This is a genomic window from Rhizobium sp. CIAT894 (assembly GCF_000172795.2).
Lineage (GTDB): Bacteria > Pseudomonadota > Alphaproteobacteria > Rhizobiales > Rhizobiaceae > Rhizobium.
Genome location: NZ_CP020947.1, coordinates 1109628 through 1132983, shown reverse-complemented (window position 1 = coordinate 1132983; position 23356 = coordinate 1109628). Strand labels below are relative to the sequence as shown.

The 23356-nt window shown below is 59.3% G+C and carries 24 protein-coding genes; 8 read left to right on the top strand and 16 right to left on the bottom strand.

Annotated features, from left to right (window positions below; genetic code table 11):
- Position 1 precedes the first annotated feature (1 nt).
- Together cysN and RHEC894_RS05565 are read left to right on the top strand one after the other, a co-directional pair.
- A complete protein-coding gene (gene cysN, locus RHEC894_RS05570; RefSeq protein WP_085736561.1) occupies positions 2–1498 on the top strand; it encodes a sulfate adenylyltransferase subunit CysN in 1497 nt (498 codons plus the stop codon).
- Between the two features lie 174 nt (positions 1499–1672).
- Entirely contained in the window at positions 1673–3988 is a 2316-nt protein-coding gene (locus tag RHEC894_RS05565; protein WP_085736560.1) for a PBP1A family penicillin-binding protein, read from the top strand.
- Positions 3989–4113: 125 nt separating this feature from the next.
- Here RHEC894_RS05565 and RHEC894_RS05560 read toward each other — a convergent pair whose 3' ends face one another.
- The gene (locus RHEC894_RS05560; RefSeq protein ID WP_085736559.1) at positions 4114–4980 is read right to left on the bottom strand and encodes a LysR family transcriptional regulator; all 867 of its coding nucleotides are present in this window, start codon (positions 4978–4980) and stop codon (positions 4114–4116) included.
- 71 nt (positions 4981–5051) lie between these two features.
- On the opposite strand from RHEC894_RS05560, the gene RHEC894_RS05555 reads away from it, so the two are divergent.
- A complete protein-coding gene (locus RHEC894_RS05555) occupies positions 5052–6023 on the top strand; it encodes a quinone oxidoreductase (RefSeq protein WP_010068579.1) in 972 nt (323 codons plus the stop codon).
- Between the two features lie 42 nt (positions 6024–6065).
- On the opposite strand, the gene RHEC894_RS05550 is transcribed toward RHEC894_RS05555, so the two are convergent.
- Entirely contained in the window at positions 6066–7103 is a 1038-nt protein-coding gene (locus RHEC894_RS05550; protein WP_085736558.1) for a LacI family DNA-binding transcriptional regulator, read from the bottom strand.
- A gap of 552 nt (positions 7104–7655) precedes the next feature.
- Between RHEC894_RS05550 and RHEC894_RS05545 the strand changes: the two genes are divergently transcribed.
- From RHEC894_RS05545 to RHEC894_RS05535, 4 genes are all read left to right on the top strand, one after another.
- On the top strand, positions 7656–9161 hold the full coding sequence (locus RHEC894_RS05545) for a DegQ family serine endoprotease (RefSeq protein ID WP_085736557.1): 1506 nt from the start codon (positions 7656–7658) through the stop codon (positions 9159–9161).
- A gap of 166 nt (positions 9162–9327) precedes the next feature.
- The gene (locus RHEC894_RS05540) at positions 9328–9639 is read left to right on the top strand and encodes a hypothetical protein (RefSeq protein ID WP_010067425.1); all 312 of its coding nucleotides are present in this window, start codon (positions 9328–9330) and stop codon (positions 9637–9639) included.
- 42 nt (positions 9640–9681) lie between these two features.
- Positions 9682–9822, top strand: coding sequence for a hypothetical protein (locus RHEC894_RS33310; protein WP_010067426.1), 141 nt, complete (start codon positions 9682–9684; stop codon positions 9820–9822).
- 291 nt (positions 9823–10113) lie between these two features.
- Positions 10114–10311 carry a hypothetical protein gene (locus RHEC894_RS05535; RefSeq protein WP_085736556.1) on the top strand — a complete coding sequence of 66 codons (198 nt, stop codon included), beginning with the start codon at positions 10114–10116 and terminating at the stop codon, positions 10309–10311.
- A gap of 572 nt (positions 10312–10883) precedes the next feature.
- Here the strand turns inward: RHEC894_RS05535 and RHEC894_RS05530 are convergent.
- From RHEC894_RS05530 to rffA, 14 genes are all read right to left on the bottom strand, one after another.
- Positions 10884–11069: a hypothetical protein gene (locus tag RHEC894_RS05530; RefSeq protein WP_010066856.1), complete on the bottom strand. Its 186-nt coding sequence runs from the start codon at positions 11067–11069 to the stop codon at positions 10884–10886.
- An 89-nt stretch (positions 11070–11158) separates the two neighbouring features.
- Positions 11159–11506: a DUF1515 family protein gene (locus RHEC894_RS05525; RefSeq protein WP_085736555.1), complete on the bottom strand. Its 348-nt coding sequence runs from the start codon at positions 11504–11506 to the stop codon at positions 11159–11161.
- A 10-nt stretch (positions 11507–11516) separates the two neighbouring features.
- Positions 11517–13112 carry a hypothetical protein gene (locus RHEC894_RS05520; RefSeq protein ID WP_125460943.1) on the bottom strand — a complete coding sequence of 532 codons (1596 nt, stop codon included), beginning with the start codon at positions 13110–13112 and terminating at the stop codon, positions 11517–11519.
- A complete protein-coding gene (locus RHEC894_RS05515; RefSeq protein WP_085736553.1) occupies positions 13109–13318 on the bottom strand; it encodes a hypothetical protein in 210 nt (69 codons plus the stop codon). The genes RHEC894_RS05520 and RHEC894_RS05515 overlap by 4 nt, the downstream gene beginning before the upstream one ends.
- Positions 13319–13340: 22 nt before the next feature.
- Positions 13341–13703 (bottom strand): hypothetical protein, encoded by a 363-nt coding sequence (locus RHEC894_RS05510; RefSeq protein WP_085736552.1) that lies wholly within the window; start codon positions 13701–13703, stop codon positions 13341–13343.
- Entirely contained in the window at positions 13703–14167 is a 465-nt protein-coding gene (locus tag RHEC894_RS05505; protein ID WP_085736551.1) for a lysozyme, read from the bottom strand. The genes RHEC894_RS05510 and RHEC894_RS05505 overlap by 1 nt, the downstream gene beginning before the upstream one ends.
- Complete coding sequence (locus RHEC894_RS05500) at positions 14142–14396, bottom strand: hypothetical protein (protein ID WP_085736550.1); 255 nt, start codon at positions 14394–14396, stop codon at positions 14142–14144. The genes RHEC894_RS05505 and RHEC894_RS05500 overlap by 26 nt, the downstream gene beginning before the upstream one ends.
- A gap of 309 nt (positions 14397–14705) precedes the next feature.
- A complete protein-coding gene (locus RHEC894_RS05495) occupies positions 14706–15068 on the bottom strand; it encodes a hypothetical protein (protein WP_085736549.1) in 363 nt (120 codons plus the stop codon).
- Positions 15069–15132: 64 nt separating this feature from the next.
- On the bottom strand, positions 15133–16584 hold the full coding sequence (locus tag RHEC894_RS05490) for an FAD-dependent oxidoreductase (RefSeq protein WP_085736548.1): 1452 nt from the start codon (positions 16582–16584) through the stop codon (positions 15133–15135).
- A gap of 25 nt (positions 16585–16609) precedes the next feature.
- The gene (locus tag RHEC894_RS05485; RefSeq protein ID WP_085736547.1) at positions 16610–17374 is read right to left on the bottom strand and encodes a TylF/MycF/NovP-related O-methyltransferase; all 765 of its coding nucleotides are present in this window, start codon (positions 17372–17374) and stop codon (positions 16610–16612) included.
- 37 nt (positions 17375–17411) lie between these two features.
- Positions 17412–18353 carry a glycosyltransferase family 2 protein gene (locus RHEC894_RS05480; protein ID WP_164517665.1) on the bottom strand — a complete coding sequence of 314 codons (942 nt, stop codon included), beginning with the start codon at positions 18351–18353 and terminating at the stop codon, positions 17412–17414.
- 91 nt (positions 18354–18444) lie between these two features.
- Positions 18445–19155: a WbqC family protein gene (locus RHEC894_RS05475; protein ID WP_085736545.1), complete on the bottom strand. Its 711-nt coding sequence runs from the start codon at positions 19153–19155 to the stop codon at positions 18445–18447.
- A complete protein-coding gene (locus tag RHEC894_RS05470; protein WP_085736544.1) occupies positions 19152–20036 on the bottom strand; it encodes a class I SAM-dependent methyltransferase in 885 nt (294 codons plus the stop codon). The genes RHEC894_RS05475 and RHEC894_RS05470 overlap by 4 nt, the downstream gene beginning before the upstream one ends.
- Entirely contained in the window at positions 20033–21160 is a 1128-nt protein-coding gene (gene rffA, locus RHEC894_RS05465) for a dTDP-4-amino-4,6-dideoxygalactose transaminase (RefSeq protein ID WP_085736543.1), read from the bottom strand. Before rffA ends, RHEC894_RS05470 begins: the two co-directional genes overlap by 4 nt.
- A 413-nt stretch (positions 21161–21573) precedes the next feature.
- Here rffA and RHEC894_RS05460 point away from each other — a divergent pair, with 413 nt between their 5' ends.
- Positions 21574–23223: a hypothetical protein gene (locus RHEC894_RS05460; RefSeq protein ID WP_245339500.1), complete on the top strand. Its 1650-nt coding sequence runs from the start codon at positions 21574–21576 to the stop codon at positions 23221–23223.
- Positions 23224–23356 lie beyond the last annotated feature (133 nt).

The window sequence follows — 23356 nt, the reverse complement described above, 5'->3', positions numbered from 1 at the left end:
GATGACCGCAGCCAACACCGCCGTCTCGGCCGCCACCGCCGTCAGCCTGCCTGCGGCCGAGCCGCAGAAAGCTCTGCGCGACTCGCGCCCGTTGCGCCTGATTACCTGCGGCAGCGTCGATGACGGCAAGTCGACCCTGATCGGCCGCCTGCTCTGGGACACCAAGGCGGTCAAGGAAGACCAGGCCGCCACGCTGCAGCGCGATTCCACCGGCAAGCAGAACGATCTCGGCCTGCCCGACTTCGCCCTGCTGCTCGACGGCCTGCAGGCCGAGCGCGAACAGGGCATCACCATCGATGTCGCCTATCGCTATTTCTCGACCGACAAGCGCTCCTTCATCGTCGCCGACACGCCCGGCCACGAGCAATATACCCGCAACATGGCGACCGGCGCCTCGACCGCCGATCTCGCCATCCTGCTCGTCGATGCGCGCTTCGGCATTCTGGAGCAGACGCGCCGCCACGCGACGATCGCTTCGCTGCTCGGCATCAAGCAGTTCGTGCTCGCCGTCAACAAGATCGACCTGACGGGCTATGATCGCGCCGGCTTCGACAAGATCAGCCATGAATTCCGGGAATTTGCCCTGTCGCTCGGCGTCAAGCAGATCACCGCCATTCCGATGTCGGCGCTGAAGGGCGAAAACGTCGTCTATTCCGGCCAGGCCGCCATGCCCTGGTACACCGGCCCGACGCTGGTCGAGACGCTGGAGCTTGCGACCGTGCGCTCGTCGCAGACGGTCGGCTTCCGCCTTTCGGTGCAGCGTGTCTCGCGCCCGGGCGAAAGCTTCCGCGGTTATCAGGGCACGGTTGCCGGCGGCTCGGTCAAGCCGGGCGACAGCGTCATGATCCTGCCGTCCGGCATGGTCGCCAATGTCTCCAAGATCGTCACCTTCGATCTGGTGCGCAATGCCGCCGTTGCCGGTGATGCGATCACGCTGGTGCTCGACCGCCAGGTCGATGTGGCGCGCGGCGACATGATCGTCTCGATCGACGCCCAGCCGCAGGTCGGCCTTGCCTTCGACGCACAGATCGTCGCACTCCAGCCCGAAGGCATCGAGCCCGGCAAACGCTACTGGCTGAAAAGCGGTTCGCGCCGCCAGCGCGTCCAGGTGCAGCCGCTCAGCCAGCTGGAACTCAAGACCGGCACATGGAACGCCGCCCAGCGGCTCTACATGAACGCAATCGGCAAAGTGCGCCTTTCCTTCGACGAAGCGGCGATCTTCGACCCGTATGAGCAGAACCGGCAGTCCGGCTCCTTCATCCTGATCGATCCGGAGACCAACAACACGGTCGCCGGCGGCATGGTGACCGGCAAGCGCACCGAACTTGGCGGCCTGCACAATGGCGAAGGCCGCGTCATTCTCTCGCTGCCGGCCGATCTTGCCGAACAGATCATGGCCAGCGAACTCTTCGCCAGCCGCAGCCACGAGGCCGAGGTACGGCGCATGACGGCAGCCGAAGCCGCCGACCTCTGGTCGAGCGCTGCCAGCGATATCTGATAAGATCTGGGGGCCAGCAGGACTGGCCTCCAGGACTTGGACGTTGTGAAATGAGCTTCGTGTCTGCTTCCGGCGGCCAGACGGGAAACGGGAAACGTTTGGCCTTTTGCGGTAGAACACTCGGCATCACCCGGCTATAAAGGTCATGCTGCGTTGGCTTTTTAGCGGTAAACGATGCCCAATTCGCCCGAATCCTCAAGTGCCGAATCCTCAGGTGAAAGCGTTGGCAGCTCGAGCTCGGGTCGCAATCAGACAGTCGATTCGGCGCCGCAAGCCGCAGCCTCGGATTCGCAAGACATCACCCAAGTCGACGACCCGCAACCGCCCCAGGGATCCTTCGGCCAAACCAGACGGGCCGCGAGCAGTCTGTTCCGTGCGCTGCGTCACGATTTGCAGGCAAGTTCGGCGTTGGCGAAGACCAGGACAGCCGCTTCGGTTCTAAGGCGGAAGCTGAGGAGGTCGATGCGGCTGGTAACCACATCGGCGCCAATTCGGTGGATGACCACTGCTCTGGCCAGAGCCGGACGCGGAATTCGCGATCGGCGTGGCAATCCTGGTGAAAGTCGCCGGCGGCGCCGGCCGCTTCTGGCGGGCTGGCGGAAATTCGCCATAGGGACGGCGTTGCTTGTCTGCCTCCTCGTCACCAGCGTGCTGGTATGGGCACTGAAGGATGTGCCCTGGAGCGAAATCCGGGATGGAACACTGAAGCCGGTCGTGGTGCTGGAAACCGCCGACGGCGCGCCATTGGTCAGACAGGGGCCTTATCAAGGACCATATGCGCGATACGACCAGTTTCCACCCCATCTGATCGACGCCGTGCTTTCGATCGAGGACCGCCGGTTCATGGACCATTTCGGCGTCGATCCGAGGGGCATCGGCAGGGCGTTTCTGCGGAACCTGGAGGCCGGCTCGGTGGTCGAGGGCGGCAGCACCATCACGCAGCAGCTCATCAAGCTGCAATATCTCGACAGCGATCGAACGATAAAACGGAAGATTCAGGAGCTTGTCATCGCCGTCTGGCTGGAGTGGAAGCTCGGCAAGCATGAAATCCTGACGCGCTATCTCAACAGCGTCTATCTTGGCGCGGGCGCAACCGGCATGCCTGCCGCCGCGCGCATCTATTTCAACAAGGATATCGGCGCCCTCAACCTGCCGGAGTCGGCGATGCTGGCGGGGCTGCTGCGGGCGCCGAGCCAATGGAACCCGATCGACAATTTCGAAGGCGCCCGGCAGCGCACCATGGTCGTTCTCGACGCGATGACGGCCAATGGCAAAATCACCGCGCCACAGGCGGCGGAGGCCAAGACGAGCTTTGCCAGGCTGCACCCAACGACGCCCACGCCGCGCTCCGGAAGCTGGTTTGCAGACTGGATTTCGCCGCAGGCGAGCGAAATCGCCGGCTCCTCGCCAGGCTCGACGACGGTGCGCACCACGCTGGTGCCGCAATTGCAGCAGATCGCCGAAAGGATCGTGACAAGGTCCTTAGATGGTGAAGGAAAAACAGTGGGAGCATCGCAGGCCGCGCTGGTTGCGATGACGCCGGACGGCGCGGTCGTTGCGATGGTTGGCGGGCGCGACTACAAGGCGAGCCAGTTCAACCGCGCCGTCACTGCGATGCGCCAGCCGGGCTCCACCTTCAAGCTGTTTGTCTACTTCGCGGCATTGAAAGCTGGGCTCACCTTGTCCGACCAGGTGCTGGACGCGCCAATCGACATCGATGGCTGGTCGCCGGAAAATTCCGGCGGCAATTATCACGGTTGGGTCACGCTTGCCGAGGCGTTCGCGCGATCGCTCAATGCCGCGTCAGTAACGCTTGCCCAAGAGGTCGGCCTGGACAATGTGATTGCCGCAGCGCGCGAACTCGGCATCGATGCGCCACTGGCCAACACGCCGTCTTTGGCGCTCGGTACCTCCGAAGTCAATCTGCTTAATCTCACCAGCGCCTATGCGTCCGTCCAGCTCGGCAGGGCACCTGTCAGGCCCTGGGGCATCATCGATTTCCAAGCGGCAGGGCAGCCCAAGACCTTTCGCGTTGGCGCACAATCGAAGCCGAGTGTCGATCTCTCGCCCTACCAGTCCGATCTCCTCGGGCTGCTGCAACTGGTGGTCGAGCGCGGCACTGGACGGGGAGCAGATCCCGGCACCTTTGCGGCCGGCAAGACCGGCACCAGCCAGAACAATCGGGATGCCTGGTTCGTCGGCTTCACGGACGCCCTCGTGGTGGGTGTCTGGGTTGGCAATGACGATGACGCGCCGATGAAGGGGGTGACGGGGGGCGCCCTGCCAGCCCATATCTGGCGGGACTTCGTCAGCGAGGCGACCGTCGAGCCGACGCTGAGCGGAGTGCGATCGAACGAAGAAGCCGTCGATGGTCAAGGCGCGCCGCAGTCCTGCAACATCACCGCCTGCTCGCGCAGTTACCGATCCTTCCGCCCATCCGACTGTACCTATCAACCCTATTCCGGCGGCCGGCGGCTTTGCGAAAAGTGAGGCGGTTGCGCGGAGGCCGGAACTAAAGCGCGTCGCGATCTTTCGGATTCGCTCCTCGCGCTTTAGGTCTTTGTTTTCCGCATGTCGTTGCCGCAAAACCGCCGCACACTTTTGCGCGACATGCTCTACCTGCCCAGAGCGTTTTTCAGCGCATCGACGACGACGCGGACGGATGGCACGTCTTTGATATCAGCATGGACAACCAGCCAGACCTCTCTCGTCAACGGCTGATCGGTTTCAATGCGCTGGAGACCGCTGGACTCCGCGACGGCGAAATCGGGGAGCATGACGACCCCTGCACCAAGGCTTGCCGTTGCGGCCTGAAACTCCAGAACGGACGACCTCACGGCGATCGGCCGGCCGGCGGCCAATTCGGCCAGCCGCAATTGTTGCGGCGAGGCGTTCATGGTTTCGTCGTAACCGATGAAGGTCCAGTCCGATGGTGGAACCGTTTCGAGATAGGCCTTCGATGCGTAGAGATGAAAGCTCGTCTCGCCGAGCTTGGCGATAGCATAATCTCCCTCCTCCGGACGCGACATTCGCACGGCGACATCCGCCTCGCGCCTGTTCAGGGAGGCGAGCCGCTTTTCTCCGACAAGCGTGATCTCAACGCCGGGATGGTCTCGCCTGACGGCCGCGATCGGTTTTGCGAGCAGCACGCTTGAGAGTGCGGGAGGCGCGCTGATTCTGACATGGCCGCGCAATTCCGTGGCGCTGCTGCGACCAAGCTGCTCGATGGCGGCCGCCTGGACGGCGACGAGAGCCGCGTGCCTGGCAACCTGCTCTCCGTCCGAAGTCAAGATGATGCGGCGCCCGCGGCGATCCACGAGTTTACGTCCGAGACCGGCTTCAAGCGACGAAACACGCCGACTGACGGTCGCATGTTCGACGCCGAGCTGCTTTGCTGCACTCAGCAACGTTCCCGATTGCGCCAGCGCCAGGAAATGCCGAAGGTCGTCCCAGTCGAGCTTTGTGAAATCTTTCCCAATCATTGTGCATCAATAGGGAATTTTCACCCATTAGGCCATCGCCTAGTTTGTCCCAACCAAGGAGAACACGAGCGATGACCGACCAGATCATATGGCTGAATGCCCCCGGTGACATCACCCAGTTCCATGTCGAGCAGCACCAGTGTGAGGATCCCGGCCATGGCGAGATCCGGATCCGTCATGAGGCGATCGGAACGAACTTCCTCGATGTTTATCACCGAAAAGGTCTCTACCCGATGCCGTCCTATCCCTCGGTGATCGGCGCCGAGGCGGCGGGCATCGTCGAGGATGTCGGCCCCGGCGTCTCCATGTTCGAGAGAGGTGATCGCGTCGCCTATGCCGGACCTCCGGTTGGTGCCTATCGCACGACACGGAACATCGCCGCTGAAAGGGTGATCAAGCTACCCGATGCCATTTCGGCAAAAACGGCAGCGAGTTCGCTGCTCAAAGGCATGACCGCCTACATGCTGTTGAAGAAGACCTATAATGTGCGTGCAGGAAACCACGTTCTGATCCATGCGGCCGCGGGCGGGCTCGGCAGCATCCTGGTTCGCTGGGCCAAATCGCTCGAAGCCACGGTGATCGGAACGGTCGGCTCCTCCGAAAAAGCAGCTCTCGCCGCATCTTGTGGAGCCGATCATCTGATCGTCGGACGCGGCGCCGATATCGTTGCGGAAGTGAAGCGGTTGACGAACGGGCTCGGCGTCGACGTCGCCTATGACGGGATAGGCGGCGCGACGCTTCTCAAGAGCATACGCTCTGTCCGCCCATTCGGCATGGCTGTCACCATCGGTCAGGCCGCCGGCGCCATTCCACCCGTGCCTGTCGAGGAACTTCGCCCGGGCAAAGCGCTCTGCCATCCGAGCATCATGGCCTGGTGCGCTGACGTCGGACAGTATCGCGAGGCTGCTGTCGCTGCGATCCGGGCGATGGAAACGGGGATCGTCTCGCGCATCGGTGCCGAATACCGTTTGGCCGACGTTGCAAAGGCGCATGAAGAGATGGAATCCGGCCGCGCGTCGGGCAGTATCCTGCTGATACCTTGATCGCCAGCGCTTCCGATCCGCGCGGCAGCTTTCGACGGTAGATTATCGCGTCGAGCCCCGCGGAATAATGGTAAAGCCCAGGTCGGCCTTGTCCTCATCAGGCGGTTCGTCGCGGACGGCGCGCAGCAGCATGTCGGCGACGCGGCAGCCGATCTCGTAGCGCGGGATGTGCACCGTCGTCAGCGACGGCTCGGTAAAGGCCGAGAATTCCAGATCGTTGAAGCCGCAGATGCCGAGATCCTCCGGCACGCGGATACCGCGCTCCTTGCATTCGATGAGGACGCCGAGCGCCATTTCGTCGCTCTGGGCAAAGACGGCATCGACATCGGGCACGCGCTGCAACAGCTGGGCAAACAGGTCCCGGCCGAGGCCGGTGCGGCTGGCCGCATCCCCGCCGATGATGAGATCGGGATCGAAACACCCGGCTTCCCGCATCACAGCCTCGTAACCTTCGATACGGCGGCGCGAGCGGACATCGGCGCCGCGGCCCATGAAAGCGATCCTCCTATAGCCTCTCGACAACAGGAAACGGGTGGGCCCGGTGCCTGCCGAATAATGATCGAGGCCGACGACCAGCGTTTGCGGCTCCTGGCTGAGATCGGCGATATGGGCGATGGGACAGGCAGCACTTTCGATCAGCGGCAGAAGATCGCAATAGGATTCGGCGCCGGCGATGATGACGCCGGCCGGCTTCTGCGTCAGGAAGGATTTGAGCAGGCCCGCCTCCCCCTCCGTGTGACGCAGCGTGTTGGAATATTGCACGGTGAATTCGGTGTCGCGAAAGCGATCCTCGATCCCGACCATCAGATTGGTGAAGCCGGATTGATGCAAGGCGGGCGTGATGACGCCGATGACGCCGTTGTGGCGGCCGGCCAGCGCCCGGGCGGCGAGGTTGGGCATATAGCCCATCTCGTCGACCACGCGCAGGATCACCTCGCGCAGATCTTCCGAGACGATCCCGGGATTGCGAAGCGCGCGCGAAATGGTGATGGGGCTGACGCCCACCTTCTTCGCCACATCGCTCAATTTCACCTGCGCACCGCGCCTGGCTGTGCGCCCCGGCCCCACTGACTTGTTCATTGCCCCTCAAATGCTGCCCGCGAGACTCACCAACCCTCGATTCGCGGCCTTTACTTTCTGAAGAAGAAATAATTTAGAGTCTACTAACGTTTTAAATTAGCAACAGAATCCGAGGGTAACCCGTCAGGAAGGGCCGCCGGATCGTCTGGCGGAAATACGGGCGTGCCGGGCGGCCGGATCACCGACTTCGGGAATAAGTCCCTTTATTTTCAAATGAGACCGCCGCGGAGGGCGCAAGGCGGAGCAAAGCCGGCCTGGAATTTCCGGAGCGTGGCCGCCGATTCAAAAAGCCGTCGGCCCAAAGATTAACTTCCAGTCATGTCTTACAGATCGGCAATATAAACATGATCAATATTTAATTTGTAAATCCGCCGGCCGCGATCATATGAATCACCAGCGCGAATTCTTCTTTTCGCCCGGTCGCCCCCCAACGACTGCGCTGCGATGAGAGCCATTGGCGCCAAACGCCATCCGACGCCAGGTCCAGGGGAAGCCCGACGCCATCCAAAGCCGACGCTCTCGCAAGGGGGCGCCCATCCAAGGACCACCACCATGTCACAGATCCTCCGCAAACACCGCGCCGCAGCCCTGGTCGGTGCCGCCATCCTTGCCGGCGCGGCATGCCTGCCGTTCACCATCAACACATCGAATGCCGTTGCCGCGACGGCCGATACCGGCGGGGTTCTTGCAGCAAGCGGCTCCTTCGCGTCGATCGTCGACGCCGACAAGCCTGCCGTCGTCACCATCACCACGACTGTGAAGGCGACCGATGTCAGCGCCGGGGAGCAGGATTCGCCGATGGACGAGCAGTTCCGCCAGTTCTTCGAAGATCAGGGCATCCCGCTGCCGCACCAGGCACCGAAAAACCGGCCTTCGCAGCAGGCAATGGCGCTCGGCTCAGGCTTCATCATCAGCCCGGACGGGGTTGTCGTCACCAACAATCACGTCATCGACAATGCCGTCGACATCAAGGTGACGCTCGACGACGGCACCGAACTGCCGGCCAAGCTGATCGGCACCGATCCGAAATCCGATGTCGCCGTCGTCAAGATAGAGGCGGGCAAACCGCTGCAGACCATCGCCTGGGGCGATTCCGACAAGCTGAAGCTCGGCGACCAGATCCTGGCGATCGGCAACCCCTTCGGCATCGGCACCACGGTGACGGCGGGCATCGTCTCGGCGCGCGGCCGCGACCTGCACAGCGGGCCCTATGACGATTTCATCCAGATCGACGCGCCGATCAACCACGGCAATTCGGGCGGGCCGCTCGTCGACCGCAGCGGCAATGTCGTCGGCATCAACACCGCGATCTATTCGCCGAACGGCGGCAGCGTCGGCGTCGGTTTCGCCATTCCCTCCGACGAGGCCAGGAAGATCGTCGCCAAGCTGCAGAAGGACGGTACGATCGATCACGGCTATCTCGGCGTGCAGATCCAGCCGGTGACCAAGGATGTCGCCGATGCCGTCGGCCTCGATAAACCGGGCGGTGCGCTGGTTGCCGCCGTCACCGCCGATACGCCGGCCGCCCATGCCGGCGTGAAACCGGGCGATATCGTCACATCGGTCGGCGGCGAGACCGTCAAGACGCCGAAGGACCTGTCGCGGCTGGTGGCCGATCTTTCGCCGGGTGCGAAGAAATCGCTCAGCGTCTGGCGCGACGGCAAGACGATCGACCTCAACGTCATCGTCGGCGGCAATGAGGACGGCCAGAAACAGGCCGCCGCCGAAATCCCGGACAGCAAGGGCGAGAGCAGCGGCCAGCCGAGCCTCGGCATCGGCCTTGCCGATCTGACGCCCGACATGCGCCAGCAGCTCAACCTGCCGCGCGCCGTCAGCGGCGCGGTGGTCGCCAGCGTCAATCCCGACAAGTCGGCCGCTGCCGCCGGCATCCAGCCGGGCGATGTGATCGTCTCGGTCAACGACCGGCCGGTTCACAACACCCGCGACGCCAAGGCGGCGATCGCCGAGGCCGGCAAATCCGGGCGCAAATCGGTGCTGCTGCTCGTCGAACGCGACGGAAATAAAACTTTCGTCGCCGTGCCGTTTGCCGCGGCCTGACCAACCATCGCCCGAACTCGCCGTACTGGGAAAAGCCTGCTTGAAGCGGGCTTTTCCCTTTTGCACCCGAGCGCATGTCATCGCCGGCCGCCATTGATAACCCCGTGGCGGGACCCATTTTACAGGCAGGAGAGTTCAGCAGCGAAGCGACAGGGGAGCAAAGCCTATGGTTTCCACACGATACCGCCGGAAAGACCTGAAGCTTGTCCGTTGCCACATCGTGAAGGCCGCGCACCGCATTGCCGATCAGGAAATGATGATCAGGACACTGGAGCTCAAAGGCAGCCCTGCCGGACCGGCCTACGCGCTGCTGGACAGGCTCTACGACACTCAACGACGCAAACTCGACCGCCTGAAGCTGATCGAAGCGATGCTATGCGAAAGCATTGTCTTCCCCGAGCTTCGCCCGCCCCGCCATCCGCCCGGCAAGACCCGAACCCATCTGCGCCTGGTCTCCCCGCCGGATCACCTGGCTTGACCCGGATCGAGAAACCTGTGGTTTAAGCTGCAGCCTTCGGACTTGCCGCACCGGCTCCCTATTCGCAGGGCGGCCATCCTTTACATCACATCGTCCAAGGTCGAGGATGCCAAGGAGATCGTCGAAAAATATGGCGCCGATCGCAAAGAAGCAGACAAGGCCGGCCGCCGCATCAGCGCCTGAAACAAGAGCCGAAGCGCGTCGCATGGATCACGTTCGATGCGCCGCGCTTTGGCCGCTGCCAGCCCCTGCATCGGCTTGCGATGCCACGATGCAACATCGGCGGAGGAATTAACCCTACTGGCTTACCTTAATATCAGCATGCGCTTGAATACGCCGGTCCCTGTGCCATCCTATCATCAGGGCAACATTTCTGGTTCCTGAAGCAGCTCGCCGGAACCCCTGACCCGCCTCCGGGCGGAGAGGCCGGCTTCCAGGCATCGGGATCGAGCAAGATCAAATGGAGGGTATGCCGTGAACAACGTGTTGGAATTTCGTGCAAAATGCCCGCAAGCCGAAAGCCTGGCCGACTACCGGGAAGAGCTTGAATCGGCCGTCCTGAAAATCGTCAGCGACGCGGTCTGCAAGGGATATCAGCCGGCGGAAGCCGCCATGATGGTTGCCGATATCGCCGACGACTACATTCTCATGCTGTCGCGGCAGGGGCGTTAGAGCCGATGCCCGAAATATGTGCGCGGCGTTCGGACGAGATCATGCTCCAACGCTTCCACCGAGCGGGATGATTTTAGGCCGGGTCCGGCTTAAAATCATCCCGCTCTCATGGGCTTTCCCGGCCATTGCCGGCCAGGCAAAACGCTTCCCTCGGCACAGGTGGACAGTGGACCGCACAGCAACTGCAGGGGTAGCAGCAACGGCACAGGAGACGAGGCCTGCTGCACGGTCCGTCGGCCACAACGCCGATGTTTGTCGGAAGTTCCCAAGGATGCGGGGCTGAAAATGAGCCGGCGCCCAGGCCCATCTGCCGGGGGAACAAGCGCCAATTGTTCCCGTTATATTCCAATCGTTAGACTGGTATGCCCCGACACCCGCAAAAATTCAGAGCGCCACCCGCCGCCGAAAAAACCCCGCCGGAGCGGGGTTTTATGCTAGTCGCAGCGGTATCAGCAGAAACATCGATTACCTCGCAAGCCCGGCAACGGCATTTCCGTCCCTCGCCTTCGCGGCCTTGCTCCCTCCGCTCAATCTTTGAATCATCGCCGTAACGCGGCGTGAATGGTCAGCGGCTAACGCCACCGCGGCTGACGCGGCGGAGCGTTCGCCCTGATCTCATGGAGCGGCGCCCGGGACCCGAGAAGCTTCTTCAGCTTCTTCTCCTCCGCCGGACCGATCCCGAACTTGCGGCAATGCTCCGCAACATCATGCTCCCGCGGACCGGGAATGCGAACTTGGCGATCGTTCATGCTCTTCATGACTGTTTCCTCCTGAAAGGAGAACCAGCAGGGCGGCCGTTTGTTCGTTAGCGACCTCTAAAATTTGAGGGTTGTTTGCCTCTCTGCCTTCACCGGTGCAGGTACTTCATCACTTGGTCGAACACGCCGGCGAGGCTGACACCGAGGGCCGTGCCCCCGACCCCGACGATCCCCAGAGCGCCAAGCCCCATCAATTTCCACCTGCGCACGTCGTCGGTCACCGGTCGCATTTCCGAAATATCCTCCTGCACGGCGGAGACGGTGCCTTCGACCTTGGCGACCCGGTCGACGAGCAAATCAAGCCGGCCATGCATCTGCGACCGGCTGTTATCCGATTTTATCTCCGACTGCCGAAAGGCATCCCGGAGATTGCGGACCTCGGCAAGGAGCTCCCCCATCTGCTGGTGCAGGCGCGGGTCGAAGTCGGATGTGTTCATGCTGGTGCCTCTAAACTACGGGATAAAATTTTGATTTATGGGCCTGCGGCCAGCGCACGAAAGAATCCATGATGCCGTAAAGGGCAAGATGCGTGCCGTCCTCTGTCACCCGTCCAAAAACCGCGGCGCCGTCGGGCAGGGTCATGTTGCCTTGCAGGACGACGTCATAGAGGCCGCCTCCGTCCGGAGCACAGGTGAGCACGATCTGCGTGGTGTAGGTGGTGCCTGGCACTGTCTCGAAATTGACCCGTGCGCCGGGAAGGATCGGCTGAGTAACCTTGACCGCGGCGGAGCTCGTCGTCGCGCCGGAGACATTCCCGATCGGAAAGCTTTCGGCACCCTTGAACTTTCCATGGTTCGCGGGATCCATCGTGAACGCATACGCGTCGATGTAGTCGGCGAAACGGCCGCCGCCGCCCGCGCGCAACGCATCGTTGACGGTGTCGAGGTTCGTGCTCCATGGCGAACCGATCGTCTGCCCTGCGACGGTCTGGAAGTTGAGACTCGTGCCAACGCTGGTGCGCCCCGGGATCGGAACTGCGAGCATCCTGGCGCCGGGATAGCGGCCGAGAAATCGCGTGGAGGTCAAGGAGTAGATAGCGTTCTGCCAGGTCGACAGGGTCGCGCTGTTGTCGTTCGACCCATCCTCAATGGCAGCGATCCCGGTCCAGCAGTTCTTGCCGCCATTGAGCGTTTTCACCTCGTCGATGATTGCCCATCGCCTTGTCGCGATCGTGGCGCCGGAGCCCGCCAGCTCGTTCGCGGCCTTTGACCCGGGCACGCCCATGATCAGGCCAACGAGCCTGCCCTGCTTCGGATCGGGCTCATCCAGCCATCGACGCCATAGGCCGAGGTTCCTGCGAGCGTCCGCTGAAGCGGATATTTCCTGGCGCTCCACAAGGCTGTCATTGAGAATGATCGGGATCGGCCGGCCATCCCAACCGAGCCCCACCATCAGATCGGGGCCGTAGAGCAGGAGCTGGCTGTTGCTGGCGTTGCCGACCGTATTGTAGAACTGGTCGAGCGCGGCGGTGTTCGGTGCGTCCCCATCCATCAAAGCCTGCAGGGCTGTCCAGTCCGCCGCTCCCCACATCTTCTCATTGCGATGTTTCTGGATGCGGTAGTTGCCGATATAGGACTGCCCTTCGGCGATCAGCAGCTTCGGACGCAGATAAAAGATCGAGTCCTTCGGAAGCGTGATATTCGCCGTAGCCCATGTTCCCTGGTTCTGCGCGGGCATATTGAAGCTTGCGCTGCCGGCGAAGTCGAAGGGAACCCAGTTGATGCGGTCGGTCGAGATGTCGCAGCCGATATCGAACGCCGCCGTCGGATAGACAATCTCCTGCGGAGCGTTGCTGCCCTCCGTGCATGCCCAACCTGAAAAGTGGAACCTCGGCGACGTGATGTCCCACGGACCATTCGCCATGGCGAGAATTCCGCCGACCGCGCCGAGCCCGGTGCCGGCCGCCATCACGAAGCCGGCCGGCCAGCGCCATCCCATCGAGAAGGGCATATAGCGGTTCGGGTCCGGCACCCAATCCGGATGGCCATCGGCCATAGCGTTCGCGAATGAAGGACCGAGTCCCATACCGAGTGCAAGCGTCATCGGCGCGCTCCATATCTGCTGGTGAGGTCGTCATAAAATTGCACGCTGCGCCCCTGGCGGGCATTGGCGCGGTCGAGCGCCTGGCGCTCGCGGGCGAGAACCGCGATGACGGGCTCGCCTTCGAGCACGGGCGCATGCGCTTCCTGCCGGCGCAGATCGTCGGGCAAGGGCGGCAGCGTGATGCCGGCTGCCGTTTGCCCCTTCATCGCTGAGGCCCTGTTCAGCCGCTCAGTGGCGAAGCAGCCACTGGCGATCAGCAGCAGTGACAGCGCAAGCGCGGTTCTTTTCCGAAAGCTGAAGCTCATAGGATTGGATCTCGATTTCGAGTGTGTCTCTGGCCGCCTGCTCAGCCGCCTCCGCGGCGAGAAGGCGCTTGCGGTTCTCTTCGGTGGCGAGCGAGGCCGCATTGCGCTGGCGCTCCATCTCGGCCGCCCTCGCCTCGGCCGCAGCCTTCTCGGCCAGCATGATATAGCCGGCGCGGGCCTGCCGGGCCGCCGAGGGATAGCCGATCGAAACGGCATAGAGGTGATAGAGCACCAGCCCGGCGGCGATGCCGGCGCCCATCTTGAGCGTGTCGAGAACGGAGAACATCAGATGCCCTCCAGGCAGAATTGCCGCTCTTTCTGCCGGCGCCGGGTGAGGCCCGGAAAGACGATGCCGGCCGCACGGTTCCACTTCAACAGCGCCTCGCAGCCCTCGGCCGTCCTGCCCTGATTGATGAGCCTGACCGCACTCGAGCCGCAGGCCGCCTTGACGCCGACATTATAGGCGAAGGAGGTCAGCGCCACGAAGCGGGCATCCGGCAGGGCCACGCGCACGCAGCTTTCGACGCCGCGCGCATAGGTGTCGAGCTCCAGCGCCAGCAGCGCCTTGCACTGCTCCACCGTCTTGTGGTCGCCAGGCTTGACGCCATTGGTGCTGCCATAGCAGATCGTCCACGGCTGCCCCTTTGTTGCCGGATCGGGATAGGCATTCTGCCGCAATCCCTCGAACGACCCGACCAGCGCCACAGCCATGGCAGCTGCGGCACTACCCTTCTGCAGGCGGTTTGCCATTCAGTTCTCCTGAGATTTTCTGCTGAACGAAGATGCGGGCGACGATCGCCGCAACGGCGAAAAGTCCCGTTGCCGCCGACATGGCGAGCTGGATGTAGAGATTGCGCGACACCCAGGTTGCCGCGACGAAATTGATGACGGGCTCAAGCATGATGCAGAGCAGCGCCAGCGCCATGAGGCGGACGGACCAGGCGTGCTTGATCACGGCGCGCCAGTTATGGACGAGCATGGGGTGGGCTCCGGGTTGTGATAAATGTTGGGTGTCGCGGTGCGCGCGGCTCACGGAGGAAGACGCTGGGGTAGCGCCGCGGCTCCAGTCTGGATGCTTATGAGGATTTTATCTTCGACATGACCGAAGAGAAAAGGACATCACGTTCAACGAGATGGTCTTGGGTCTAGGCGAAGAGCAGGCCGTTTCCTGCTTCTCTGCGTTCCAACTCTGTGTTTCGTCCAACACCTTATCTCGGTGTCTGCGAAGACGGCAGCAGGCCAGCCAGTGCACTCAACAGGCCATAGCAGGTCGCCTTGGATCACACACTTAACGCGTGCCAGCGATAATTCCTAGGAAGATCAACACAATAGCAAAAAGCCGGATGGCCGTTACCGGCTCACCAAAGACGAGCATTCCTCCAACCGTCACAGAAGCAAACATCACACCGATGAAGATCGGATAGGCCAATGACAGTTCATAGCGTTCGAGCACGGCGAACCACGCGATCGACGCGATAAGTGTCATAGCATAGGATGAAAGAATAAATGGATCACTCAGATAGCGAATGACCCTTGCCAGTACGGCGGCAGAGCCAACCTGCTCCGACAGCACTCCGACGCGCCATTTGGTGATAAATTGACTGTACAGCGTAAGCATGACAGTCGGCAGGATCGCCAGAAGCAACTTCATGGCGTTGCGCTCCGGTCGCAAATAGTATCAGGGACAGACTGCCATGCTCTCAAGACCTCATTGATCATGGAATGGCATGTCCGTAGCGATACATGTCAAGCATTTCAGGCGGTATGCCCCAGTCCTTGGCGCCGACCTGATCGTGCAAACGTTCCACGGCGTCGCGCATGTTTGCCGCAATTTGATCCGGCATGCGGCTCGTCGCAGGCGAAAATCCGTGCTGGTAGGCAGCGCTCATCTGGTGACGGACGGCTTTCGAGACAGCTTCATCCCGCGTCATCGTGCGCAGCGGCTTACGACTAGGTGCAAAAAGTGCGTAACGCTCGTCAACGGTTTCACCGTGCAACATCTTGGCCATCACCTCGGAGATCAAAGGTGCGAGATGGAATCCGTCTCGCTTTGTTCCCGTGGCAGCGAAAAGATTATCGATCGACGTCTTGCCGAGCAGCGGGTAGGTGTCCTGGCTGTTAGGTCGCGCACCGACGTTCACACGGATCAGGTCGGCCCGGTAATAATTGCTGTTAATTTGCTTTATGGCTCCATTAAGCAGGCCTTCTATGCTCGTCAGGCGGCCATGCGCATGGAGCTGCGGCGCGATAAAGTTACTGGCCCCGACGAGCACGTGATCGTTCGGTTCGTTTGGCCCTTGGAAATAGGGGGCAGCATACAGGCCACAGGCCAGGCCGCGGTTGGGGGTCCGGATGACATGGGAGAGTGCGTCATCGGGGCTGCGGATTTCTATCGATGTGCCGATGCCATAGAAGATGCGCTGGATTACGTCCCGCAGCCCGCTGCGATCGAGGACGTCCCACGCCGTTGCGCCGGTAGCCAGGACAAACTGGTCGCCTTCGAGCTGTTTGCCGGACATCAGAGTGACATAAGTGATCGCCCCATCCGCATGGTTAAAGCGATCGACACCTTCTTCGATGAAGCGCACATTCGGCGCTCGGCGTAGCGCACCCTCCATCTTCTCCAGCATGATGCGCGGATTAAACCAGCCCTCGTTATGAATGAAGAGGGCGCGGCTCGCGCGGTAACGCTGGTGCGGCTTGTAGTGGGGAATGTCTTTCGGCGAAACAACGTCGTGTTGCTCGTTGAAATCGATCAGCGCAGTGAGAATGGCGTCGAAATTAAGGTCATCGAGATCGTCGGCGGCATTGTTGTTGACGACGTAAGTGCCTGACTTAAAGCATCCGCCGCCCGAGCATCCCTGGCAGGCAGAGCAACCAGAGGGAAGTGTGTCCCCCGCTGCGTCGATAAGTGACTGCTCAAAAGCGGGCCAGAGGCGCGTTGCCCGATGACTCATCTCAAATCGAAAGAGATCGATATCGGTATCGAGACCGCCATGCTCAATTTCAGCGAAGGAATTGAGCATGGCCGCCGCTGCAAGCGTCGCGGACCCTGGACGTTGCGGGGGGCCGACCACCACGATTTCATCCGACGCGTTTGCGCGCCGCAGCAAGCCGAAAGCGATCGACAGTCCTACAACGCCGTTTCCCAGCACCACCCGTTTCATGTGCACTCCAAGCGAAAAATGCGAGTTAGATCTTTTTCAGATAACATAGCCCAGGATAGGTAGGGCATCGGTGCAGACTATGGCCGTATCTGCCGACGATGTTCTCTGCATAAACGCGTCCTTCAGCCGGAATGACATTTCTGGTCAACTGCCAAAAAGCAGCAATGCCGCCCGGTACCATCCGCTGCCAAACAGCCTCGAAGGCTTCGAGCGACGGTTGATACGAATTCACATCGAAGAAGGCGAGCGCCACAAATTCATGGGGATTGTCAAAGAAATATTTCGGGATAGTCTCGCAGCAGTCCCCCTTAATCACCTTATGCTTGCCGAAATTGTTTCCCATGGCGTTGGATTGTTCATGCAGCTTCAGCAATTCGTCGAGATAGGCAGCATATTCCTCGCCTCCGACGCCATAGGTGCCGTCGCGATGCAGCTCGGATGGAGCATCCTTGTCGGAGAAGCCGACATAGCCCTCGAACGTGTCGAAACAGGCAATTCGACGATTGAGATGCAGAGGTTCGTAAATGGCCCGGAGGTTCTCGCATAGCACGGCAGTCTGGCCGCGCCATGTGCCAATATCGAAAATGGAGCCCGGAATATCGACGATCTGCACATAAATATCCCGGATCGCCAGAATACGTGCCAGCAATGAACCACGCAGGAAAAGACCGGGCGAACGCTCTTTTTCCTCCGGCGTTGCAGGATAGGTCTTCTGCAATTCGAATATCTTCTGCCTAGCGTCGATGCTGGTGGAAGGTGAATAGCTGATGGTGGTGGATTCGTGCGACATGGTCTATCTCTGATTTGTGGCTAAGCAGTTGATATCTCTAGCTCCAAAATCTGTCCTTGATGATGTAGAGCGGACGATTTTGAACTTCCTTGAAAATCTTTCCGACGTAAAAGCCGACAACTCCCAAACAAATCAGCTGGACACCAAAAGCAAATAGGCCGATTGCAGCAAGAGCCGTGAAGCCGGGTTCGATGTTGGTCAAAAACAGGCGCATCACCACAAGCAACAAGCCCATCACTGTACCAAATGCGCTGAGGAACAGCCCCAGCGACATCATTATGATCAGCGGACGCTCGGAAAAATACAGCAGCCCATCAAGCCCCAGCCGCAGCCGTGACCAGAAATTATAGGAAGACCTGCCCTTCAGTCGCGGCCGGTGGGCAATTTGAGTGTAACGTGGCGAGAAGCCTAACCATTGATCAAGACCTTGGGGGAACCGCGTCTTTTCTGTCAGGCAATTGTAAGCATTGACGTATCGGCGGCTCAGCACCCGCAGGGGAGACGTGTTCTGAGGCGAATCGAGACCGGTCATAATTCGAAAAAAACTATAATAGAGCCGAGCGGTCATGCGATTGATCAGCGGGCTTTCGCGTTGCTCGTACTGTCCGATCACGATGTCCGCCTTCGTCGCCGCCATATGCTCGAGCAATGCTGGAATCTGGTCCGGATGATCCTGCATGTCGACATTCATTCGGATGACGACATCGCCCGCGGCCTCGCGAAACCCGCAAGCGATGGCAATATGCTGGCCAAAATTTCTTGACAGATCGATGATCCTGACGAAATCGAACTCGGCCTGCAACGGAAGCAACAGCTCAAGGCTGTTGTCCCGGCTACCGTCATTAACGAAAATCAACTCCAGTATCGCCCCAAGATCCTCGCGACCTGTAAATGCACGCATGACCCGCTGAACTTCCACACAGAGGTCTCGGGCCAAACCGCCATCGCCATAGATGGGCACGACAATCGAGTAATTCACAGTTTGCATCCGATATATGCGAAGCCAGCCTGCTCAGTTGCGTGCCCAGACGGCCGAGCATCTTCGGCTTTGCGCATGAAGGTCAAACGGCTTACCATGCTGCTGCTCCCTGTTGCGGGCCGGGCGCGGTCACAGATCCAGCCCCGTGCCCATTCAGAATAGGATCTATGATGCTGACTTGCCCGTCGAAAACACCGTGAAGCTGGGGGTATTCCGGATAAGGGCCATAACTCATCCACTCCACCGTGATCCCTGCATCCCGAAACATTGTTTCGTCCAAATACACTTTCGCGGACGGACCCGACAAATAATGTGTCGCGCCGGCCGCAAGGCAAGTGGCAAGAACGCGCTCACTTCGCGTCGAGTGCGGCGCATATATTCTGTCGCGTGTGATCAGAACATCCAGCTTTAACGCTTCGACGAAATGCCTGAGGAACAACTCATTGACTTCAGTCAGAAATTTCAATTTCCCGGCCTGGCTGTAGAGCGCTTCGAGAACAGGAAGAACGAGCTTGGCGGCGGGTGCGGCCTTATAGGCCTGACGGATCTGGGCAAAATGCCCCTCGGCCCAATCGCCCTTGATTTCAACGTCCTCGATGGGCTGCCCCAACCTGCCGCTAGTCACCACGGGAATGGTGATCCAGCGCGTGCCCGTTGCAGTCTTGATCTTGTTCCGATTGTGCCAGTGGCCTTTGCTGTAGGCGACCTGATCATAAATGATATATTCATCGCAGCGACCGATAAGGTCGAAGAAGCCGCGCCAGGGAACATAAGCTGACTGTATGATCGCTACACGTTTCATGACCGCGCACCTGCAGTCTTTCTTGCCACCACGAAACGCGATCCGCCGGCCGGCAAGCGCACCCCGAGGCGGATAAGCTGTCGTTCGCCATCCAGCAACATCTCGAACGACCTGTCCACGAACCGAGGCAGTTGCAGCTCCCGCGCCGGATCATGATCCTTGGAGCGGCTGCGCGTGGCGCGCTGGAGCGCGAAAACCGGCAACAGGCTCGTCACAAATGATGTCGAGAAAATCACATCGAGACCAGCGGCCGCACATTTCTGCTCCAGTTCGCCGCGCCGATAACGGCGTTTGTGGAATGCCAGATCATCGTTGCGGCTCCAAAGGCCGGGGTGTTGCGGAACAGCCAGCAACACTCCACCATCCGCCCGCAGGGCCTGGGCCATTTGCCGCAAGACCAGCTCGTCCTCGTCGATATGCTCCAGCACATCGAACGCACAAAGCAAGTCGAATTCCCCATGGAAAGGGAGGTCGCGCGCGTCCATCTGGAAAAGCTGGCCCGCCCCTTTCAACCGCTCGCGCGCGTAAGGCAAGCCGTTCAGATAGATCTCGCTGCCGCACAGGACCGCCTGCGGGAGAGCCTCGCGCAAAGCCGTGAGGACGAAGCCCGTGCCGCATCCCACTTCCAGCGCCCGTTGGCTTTTGACAAAATACCGTCGCACAAGATCTGTGATCAGGCGGTTTCTGGCCCGAAACCAGAAGCTGCCATGCTGCAGGGCCTGAAGCTGTTCATGTGAACTGCTCGCAAAACCGTCATTGTCATGGGCAAGCGCGGGCGCAAAGGTCAGGAAACCATCTTCCAGAGGCACGATCGTGTCGCATTTGGGGCATCGCCAGATGTCCGCCTCATACACGGCATCGCACGCCAAACAACGTTTCATTGCGCAAATTCCAGAACCCGGCTCGCGACGCGGGCAATATCTGCCTCGGTCAGTCCGCCATGCAGGGGCAGCCGAAGCAGGGTATCGGCCGTCTGGTTGGTGACCGCCATCGACGAGGGCGTGAGTCCATATCGTTCACCGGCCGGCGAAGAATGCAGCGGAACATAGTGCGTAACGCCCCCTATGCCTTCTGCCACCAATTTGCGGCGCGTTTCTTCGCGACGTTCAAGATTGGCGAAGCGCAGATGATAGATATGTCCGTTATGTGCAGCGTCGGCCGGAATTTCAGGAAGGCGCAACCCGTTATGGCCGGCCGCTTTGAATATTGCGTCGTAGGCATGCCACAGCGAAAGGCGCTGCCGCGTCAGATCTTCGGCGTATTCAAGCTGAGCCAGGAGCACGGCAGCCACCAAATCAGATGGCAGGAAGGAGGACCCCATATCCTGCCAATCGTATTTGGCCACTTCGCCGCGAATGAACTGGGAGCGATTAGTGCCCTTCTCCCGGATAACTTGCGCTCGCTCGACGAGAGCGGGATCATTGATGATCAAAGCCCCACCTTCACCGGAGACAATATTCTTGGTCTGATGAAAGCTTAGGGTGGCCAACTGGCCGAATGTTCCGAGAGCACGCCCCTTCCAGGACGCCAGGTAAGCCTGGGCTGCATCCTCCACCACAGCCAGTCCATGGCGCGAGGCGATAGCCAGAATAGGCTCCATTTCGCAACCCACTCCGGCGTAGTGAACGACGAAGATCGCCTTGGTTCTCGGCGTGATGGCGGCCTCGATCAGCGTTTCATCGATATTGAGCGTATCGCTGCGAATGTCGACAAATACCGGCACAGCTCCTCGCAGCACCACCGCATTGGCCGTCGACACGAAGGTGAACGACGGCATGATAACCTCATCCCCCGGCCCGAGGCGGAGAAGCATTGCGGCCATTTCCAAGGCGGCGGTACACGAGTGGCACAGAAGCGTGCTGGCATCGTACATCGAATCCAGATGCGCATGGCATCGCTTTGTGAAGCTTGCATCGCCGCCCCACTGGCCCGAGAGAAGGCATTCATTGAGATAGAGCGCCTCCTTCCCGATCAGGTGAGGCAATGCAAAAGAGACACGATTCATTCACGAACATCCGAAACAGCGTATAGCGTCAAAGGCTCGATAGCAAAAAAGCCCCCGCTTTGCGCCCCTAATTAAATTATAATCCACATAAGACAAGTGATATTCCGCCAGGACTGCGGTCATAGGCCACCACGCTCGCGACGATACATTTTTCCATTAAAGGAACTGATTGGTTTGCAAATTTATATTAAGAGAACCGCTCGGTTTGCAAACAGTGACTTAGCCGAGGACCGTTTATCAACCGCGCACGTTCGGCAACCGAATCACGCTCGTTGCTATTGCACCTGTCTATCGGTCCCATTCATTGGATTAGCCGTCATCTTCGATGGCTCATTCGACTTTGACATTGATTGAAAACAATGACAGAGCCGACAACGCAATACCGATCATTTGTACAAAAATGGATGTCCCGCATGTCCAAGGAAAGCCATAAGATGCCCGACATGAAAGGACTTTTCAAAAGAGCTGAATTGCAAATATTTCTCGTTTATATGGGCGCCCACCTTCCCATCTTTCTTTTATCGGGTGCACGATATTGGGATGACTGGAGCCTTTCCGGCGCCAGCAAAGAAATGCTTGTATCAGTTTTTACCCAGGCCGGATTTCCGCTTCTCGGATATTATCATTATGCCGTTCAAGTGATCGGCTGGTGGTTTTACGCTTTCTCGACCTTTGCGCTCGGTTACCTCATCATTCATGTATTCTATCTTATCTTAAAATCTTTCGATTTTTCAAAATCTGATGCAACAGCCCTGTCGTTACTCGCAGCAGCTTTGCCGGTTAATTTTGCCGGGATTGCCGCTATAAATAATCCAGGGCTATTTTTTCTACTGCTATTTGTTTTTGCGTTGTATATTTTTGTAATTTCAGTGATAAATAAAAATTTATATACAGAGTATATTTCTTACGCTTTATTTATGTTTTCCTTTCAGTTCAACGCTCTGATACCGCCCTTTCTATTGGTCTTTTTCATCGCTGCCATCCTGCTTTACAAGAAAGCCGAGACTTCAACAGATCCGATTCATTATAGAAACTATTTAAGCAAATTCAAATTTGTTATAAAGAGAACGGTGGCAATCCTGCTACTGCCCTTCCTTTACACCGTAATACAACATTTCCTATTCAAGAAAACCGGCATGTTTGCCGCCAGCTACAATGTCATCGACATCAATTTCGGCACAATATTTTCGGAAATCAAAGTCATAATTTTATACATTCTCCCATATGATGGAATATACATTGGAAAACCCGCTGCCCTGGCGATATTTTTGGCTGCCCTGTTGTTTGTTTACTTGATTGGAGCAAATTCTTCGGGGAGCGACACGGAAGTCAAATGCAATGGAAAAGGATTGATAGGCATCGGTGTCGTGCTGTTGGGTCTTGGAGCCTCGGCCTATGTCCTGGTTGGGAAGGAACCCTCCTATGAGCCTTGGATGGCGACCCGCTTTCAAGTGCTGCTTCCGTTTGGCGCCGCCTTTTCGACCCTGGGCCTTTTCAAGATCACATGTGCCGTCTTACCGGCGAAGAATCCCGGGATCCGTCATCGGATCAAAGTGGCCTCATTTGCCGGCTTGATAGCGGTGTTCATTGTAAATTGGTGGTTTGTTTATGCCATTTTTTATGTGGACCACCTGCGCCAGGAGGCTTTTGCCGATACCATCAGGAATACCCCTTCCCTGCAAAGCCGCAATTACGTGATCCTCGATAGATCTGGCCTGAACGCATTCGATACGATGCCCGGACTGGGAGAATATGCCGGCTTGCACGAGGCCGCGACCGGGAAACACGACGCCTTGATCCTGGATTATGATTCCATGACTGCGTATGGCGGCTGGTCGGGATTTGTTGGCAATTTCAAACGGTTCTTGGGAGCCTGGTCGAAAGTCGAAGATGCGGCGGTTGACGTTCCAGGATGCCTCTACATCGTTCATCGCGGACGCGACGTGCAAAGCAAGTGGTCCTATATGGTGAGTGCTTTTATCACCAAGATAAGAGATCCTGAACACTATGCGGCAAGGCATCTCCTAACTCTTGATGGCCCCTATTGCCAATCGCCTCGGTGAATGTGACGTGCTCGGGGTAGATTGGCTAATTGGCGCTGACTGCAAGTCTTGAACGAATGGCAAGCGTCATCCACAAGGTCGGGCATAAAAAGGAGCCAAACCGGAGAACCACGAAGGACGACCGTACCGATGG

Bases quoted from the DNA above. Each gene is read 5' to 3' on its own strand.
- cysN (WP_085736561.1), top strand. From the start codon at position 2: ATGACCGCAGCCAACACCGCCGTCTCGGCCGCCACCGCCGTCAGCCTG.
- RHEC894_RS05565 (WP_085736560.1), top strand. From the start codon at position 1,673: ATGCCCAATTCGCCCGAATCCTCAAGTGCCGAATCCTCAGGTGAAAGC.
- RHEC894_RS05560 (WP_085736559.1), bottom strand. From the start codon at position 4,980: ATGATTGGGAAAGATTTCACAAAGCTCGACTGGGACGACCTTCGGCAT.
- RHEC894_RS05555 (WP_010068579.1), top strand. From the start codon at position 5,052: ATGACCGACCAGATCATATGGCTGAATGCCCCCGGTGACATCACCCAG.
- RHEC894_RS05550 (WP_085736558.1), bottom strand. From the start codon at position 7,103: ATGAACAAGTCAGTGGGGCCGGGGCGCACAGCCAGGCGCGGTGCGCAG.
- RHEC894_RS05545 (WP_085736557.1), top strand. From the start codon at position 7,656: ATGTCACAGATCCTCCGCAAACACCGCGCCGCAGCCCTGGTCGGTGCC.
- RHEC894_RS05540 (WP_010067425.1), top strand. From the start codon at position 9,328: ATGGTTTCCACACGATACCGCCGGAAAGACCTGAAGCTTGTCCGTTGC.
- RHEC894_RS05530 (WP_010066856.1), bottom strand. From the start codon at position 11,069: ATGAAGAGCATGAACGATCGCCAAGTTCGCATTCCCGGTCCGCGGGAG.
- RHEC894_RS05525 (WP_085736555.1), bottom strand. From the start codon at position 11,506: ATGAACACATCCGACTTCGACCCGCGCCTGCACCAGCAGATGGGGGAG.
- RHEC894_RS05520 (WP_125460943.1), bottom strand. From the start codon at position 13,112: ATGACGCTTGCACTCGGTATGGGACTCGGTCCTTCATTCGCGAACGCT.
- RHEC894_RS05515 (WP_085736553.1), bottom strand. From the start codon at position 13,318: ATGAAGGGGCAAACGGCAGCCGGCATCACGCTGCCGCCCTTGCCCGAC.
- RHEC894_RS05510 (WP_085736552.1), bottom strand. From the start codon at position 13,703: ATGTTCTCCGTTCTCGACACGCTCAAGATGGGCGCCGGCATCGCCGCC.
- RHEC894_RS05505 (WP_085736551.1), bottom strand. From the start codon at position 14,167: ATGGCAAACCGCCTGCAGAAGGGTAGTGCCGCAGCTGCCATGGCTGTG.
- RHEC894_RS05500 (WP_085736550.1), bottom strand. From the start codon at position 14,396: ATGCTCGTCCATAACTGGCGCGCCGTGATCAAGCACGCCTGGTCCGTC.
- RHEC894_RS05495 (WP_085736549.1), bottom strand. From the start codon at position 15,068: ATGAAGTTGCTTCTGGCGATCCTGCCGACTGTCATGCTTACGCTGTAC.
- RHEC894_RS05490 (WP_085736548.1), bottom strand. From the start codon at position 16,584: ATGAAACGGGTGGTGCTGGGAAACGGCGTTGTAGGACTGTCGATCGCT.
- RHEC894_RS05485 (WP_085736547.1), bottom strand. From the start codon at position 17,374: ATGTCGCACGAATCCACCACCATCAGCTATTCACCTTCCACCAGCATC.
- RHEC894_RS05475 (WP_085736545.1), bottom strand. From the start codon at position 19,155: ATGAAACGTGTAGCGATCATACAGTCAGCTTATGTTCCCTGGCGCGGC.
- RHEC894_RS05470 (WP_085736544.1), bottom strand. From the start codon at position 20,036: ATGAAACGTTGTTTGGCGTGCGATGCCGTGTATGAGGCGGACATCTGG.
- rffA (WP_085736543.1), bottom strand. From the start codon at position 21,160: ATGAATCGTGTCTCTTTTGCATTGCCTCACCTGATCGGGAAGGAGGCG.
- RHEC894_RS05460 (WP_245339500.1), top strand. From the start codon at position 21,574: ATGTCCAAGGAAAGCCATAAGATGCCCGACATGAAAGGACTTTTCAAA.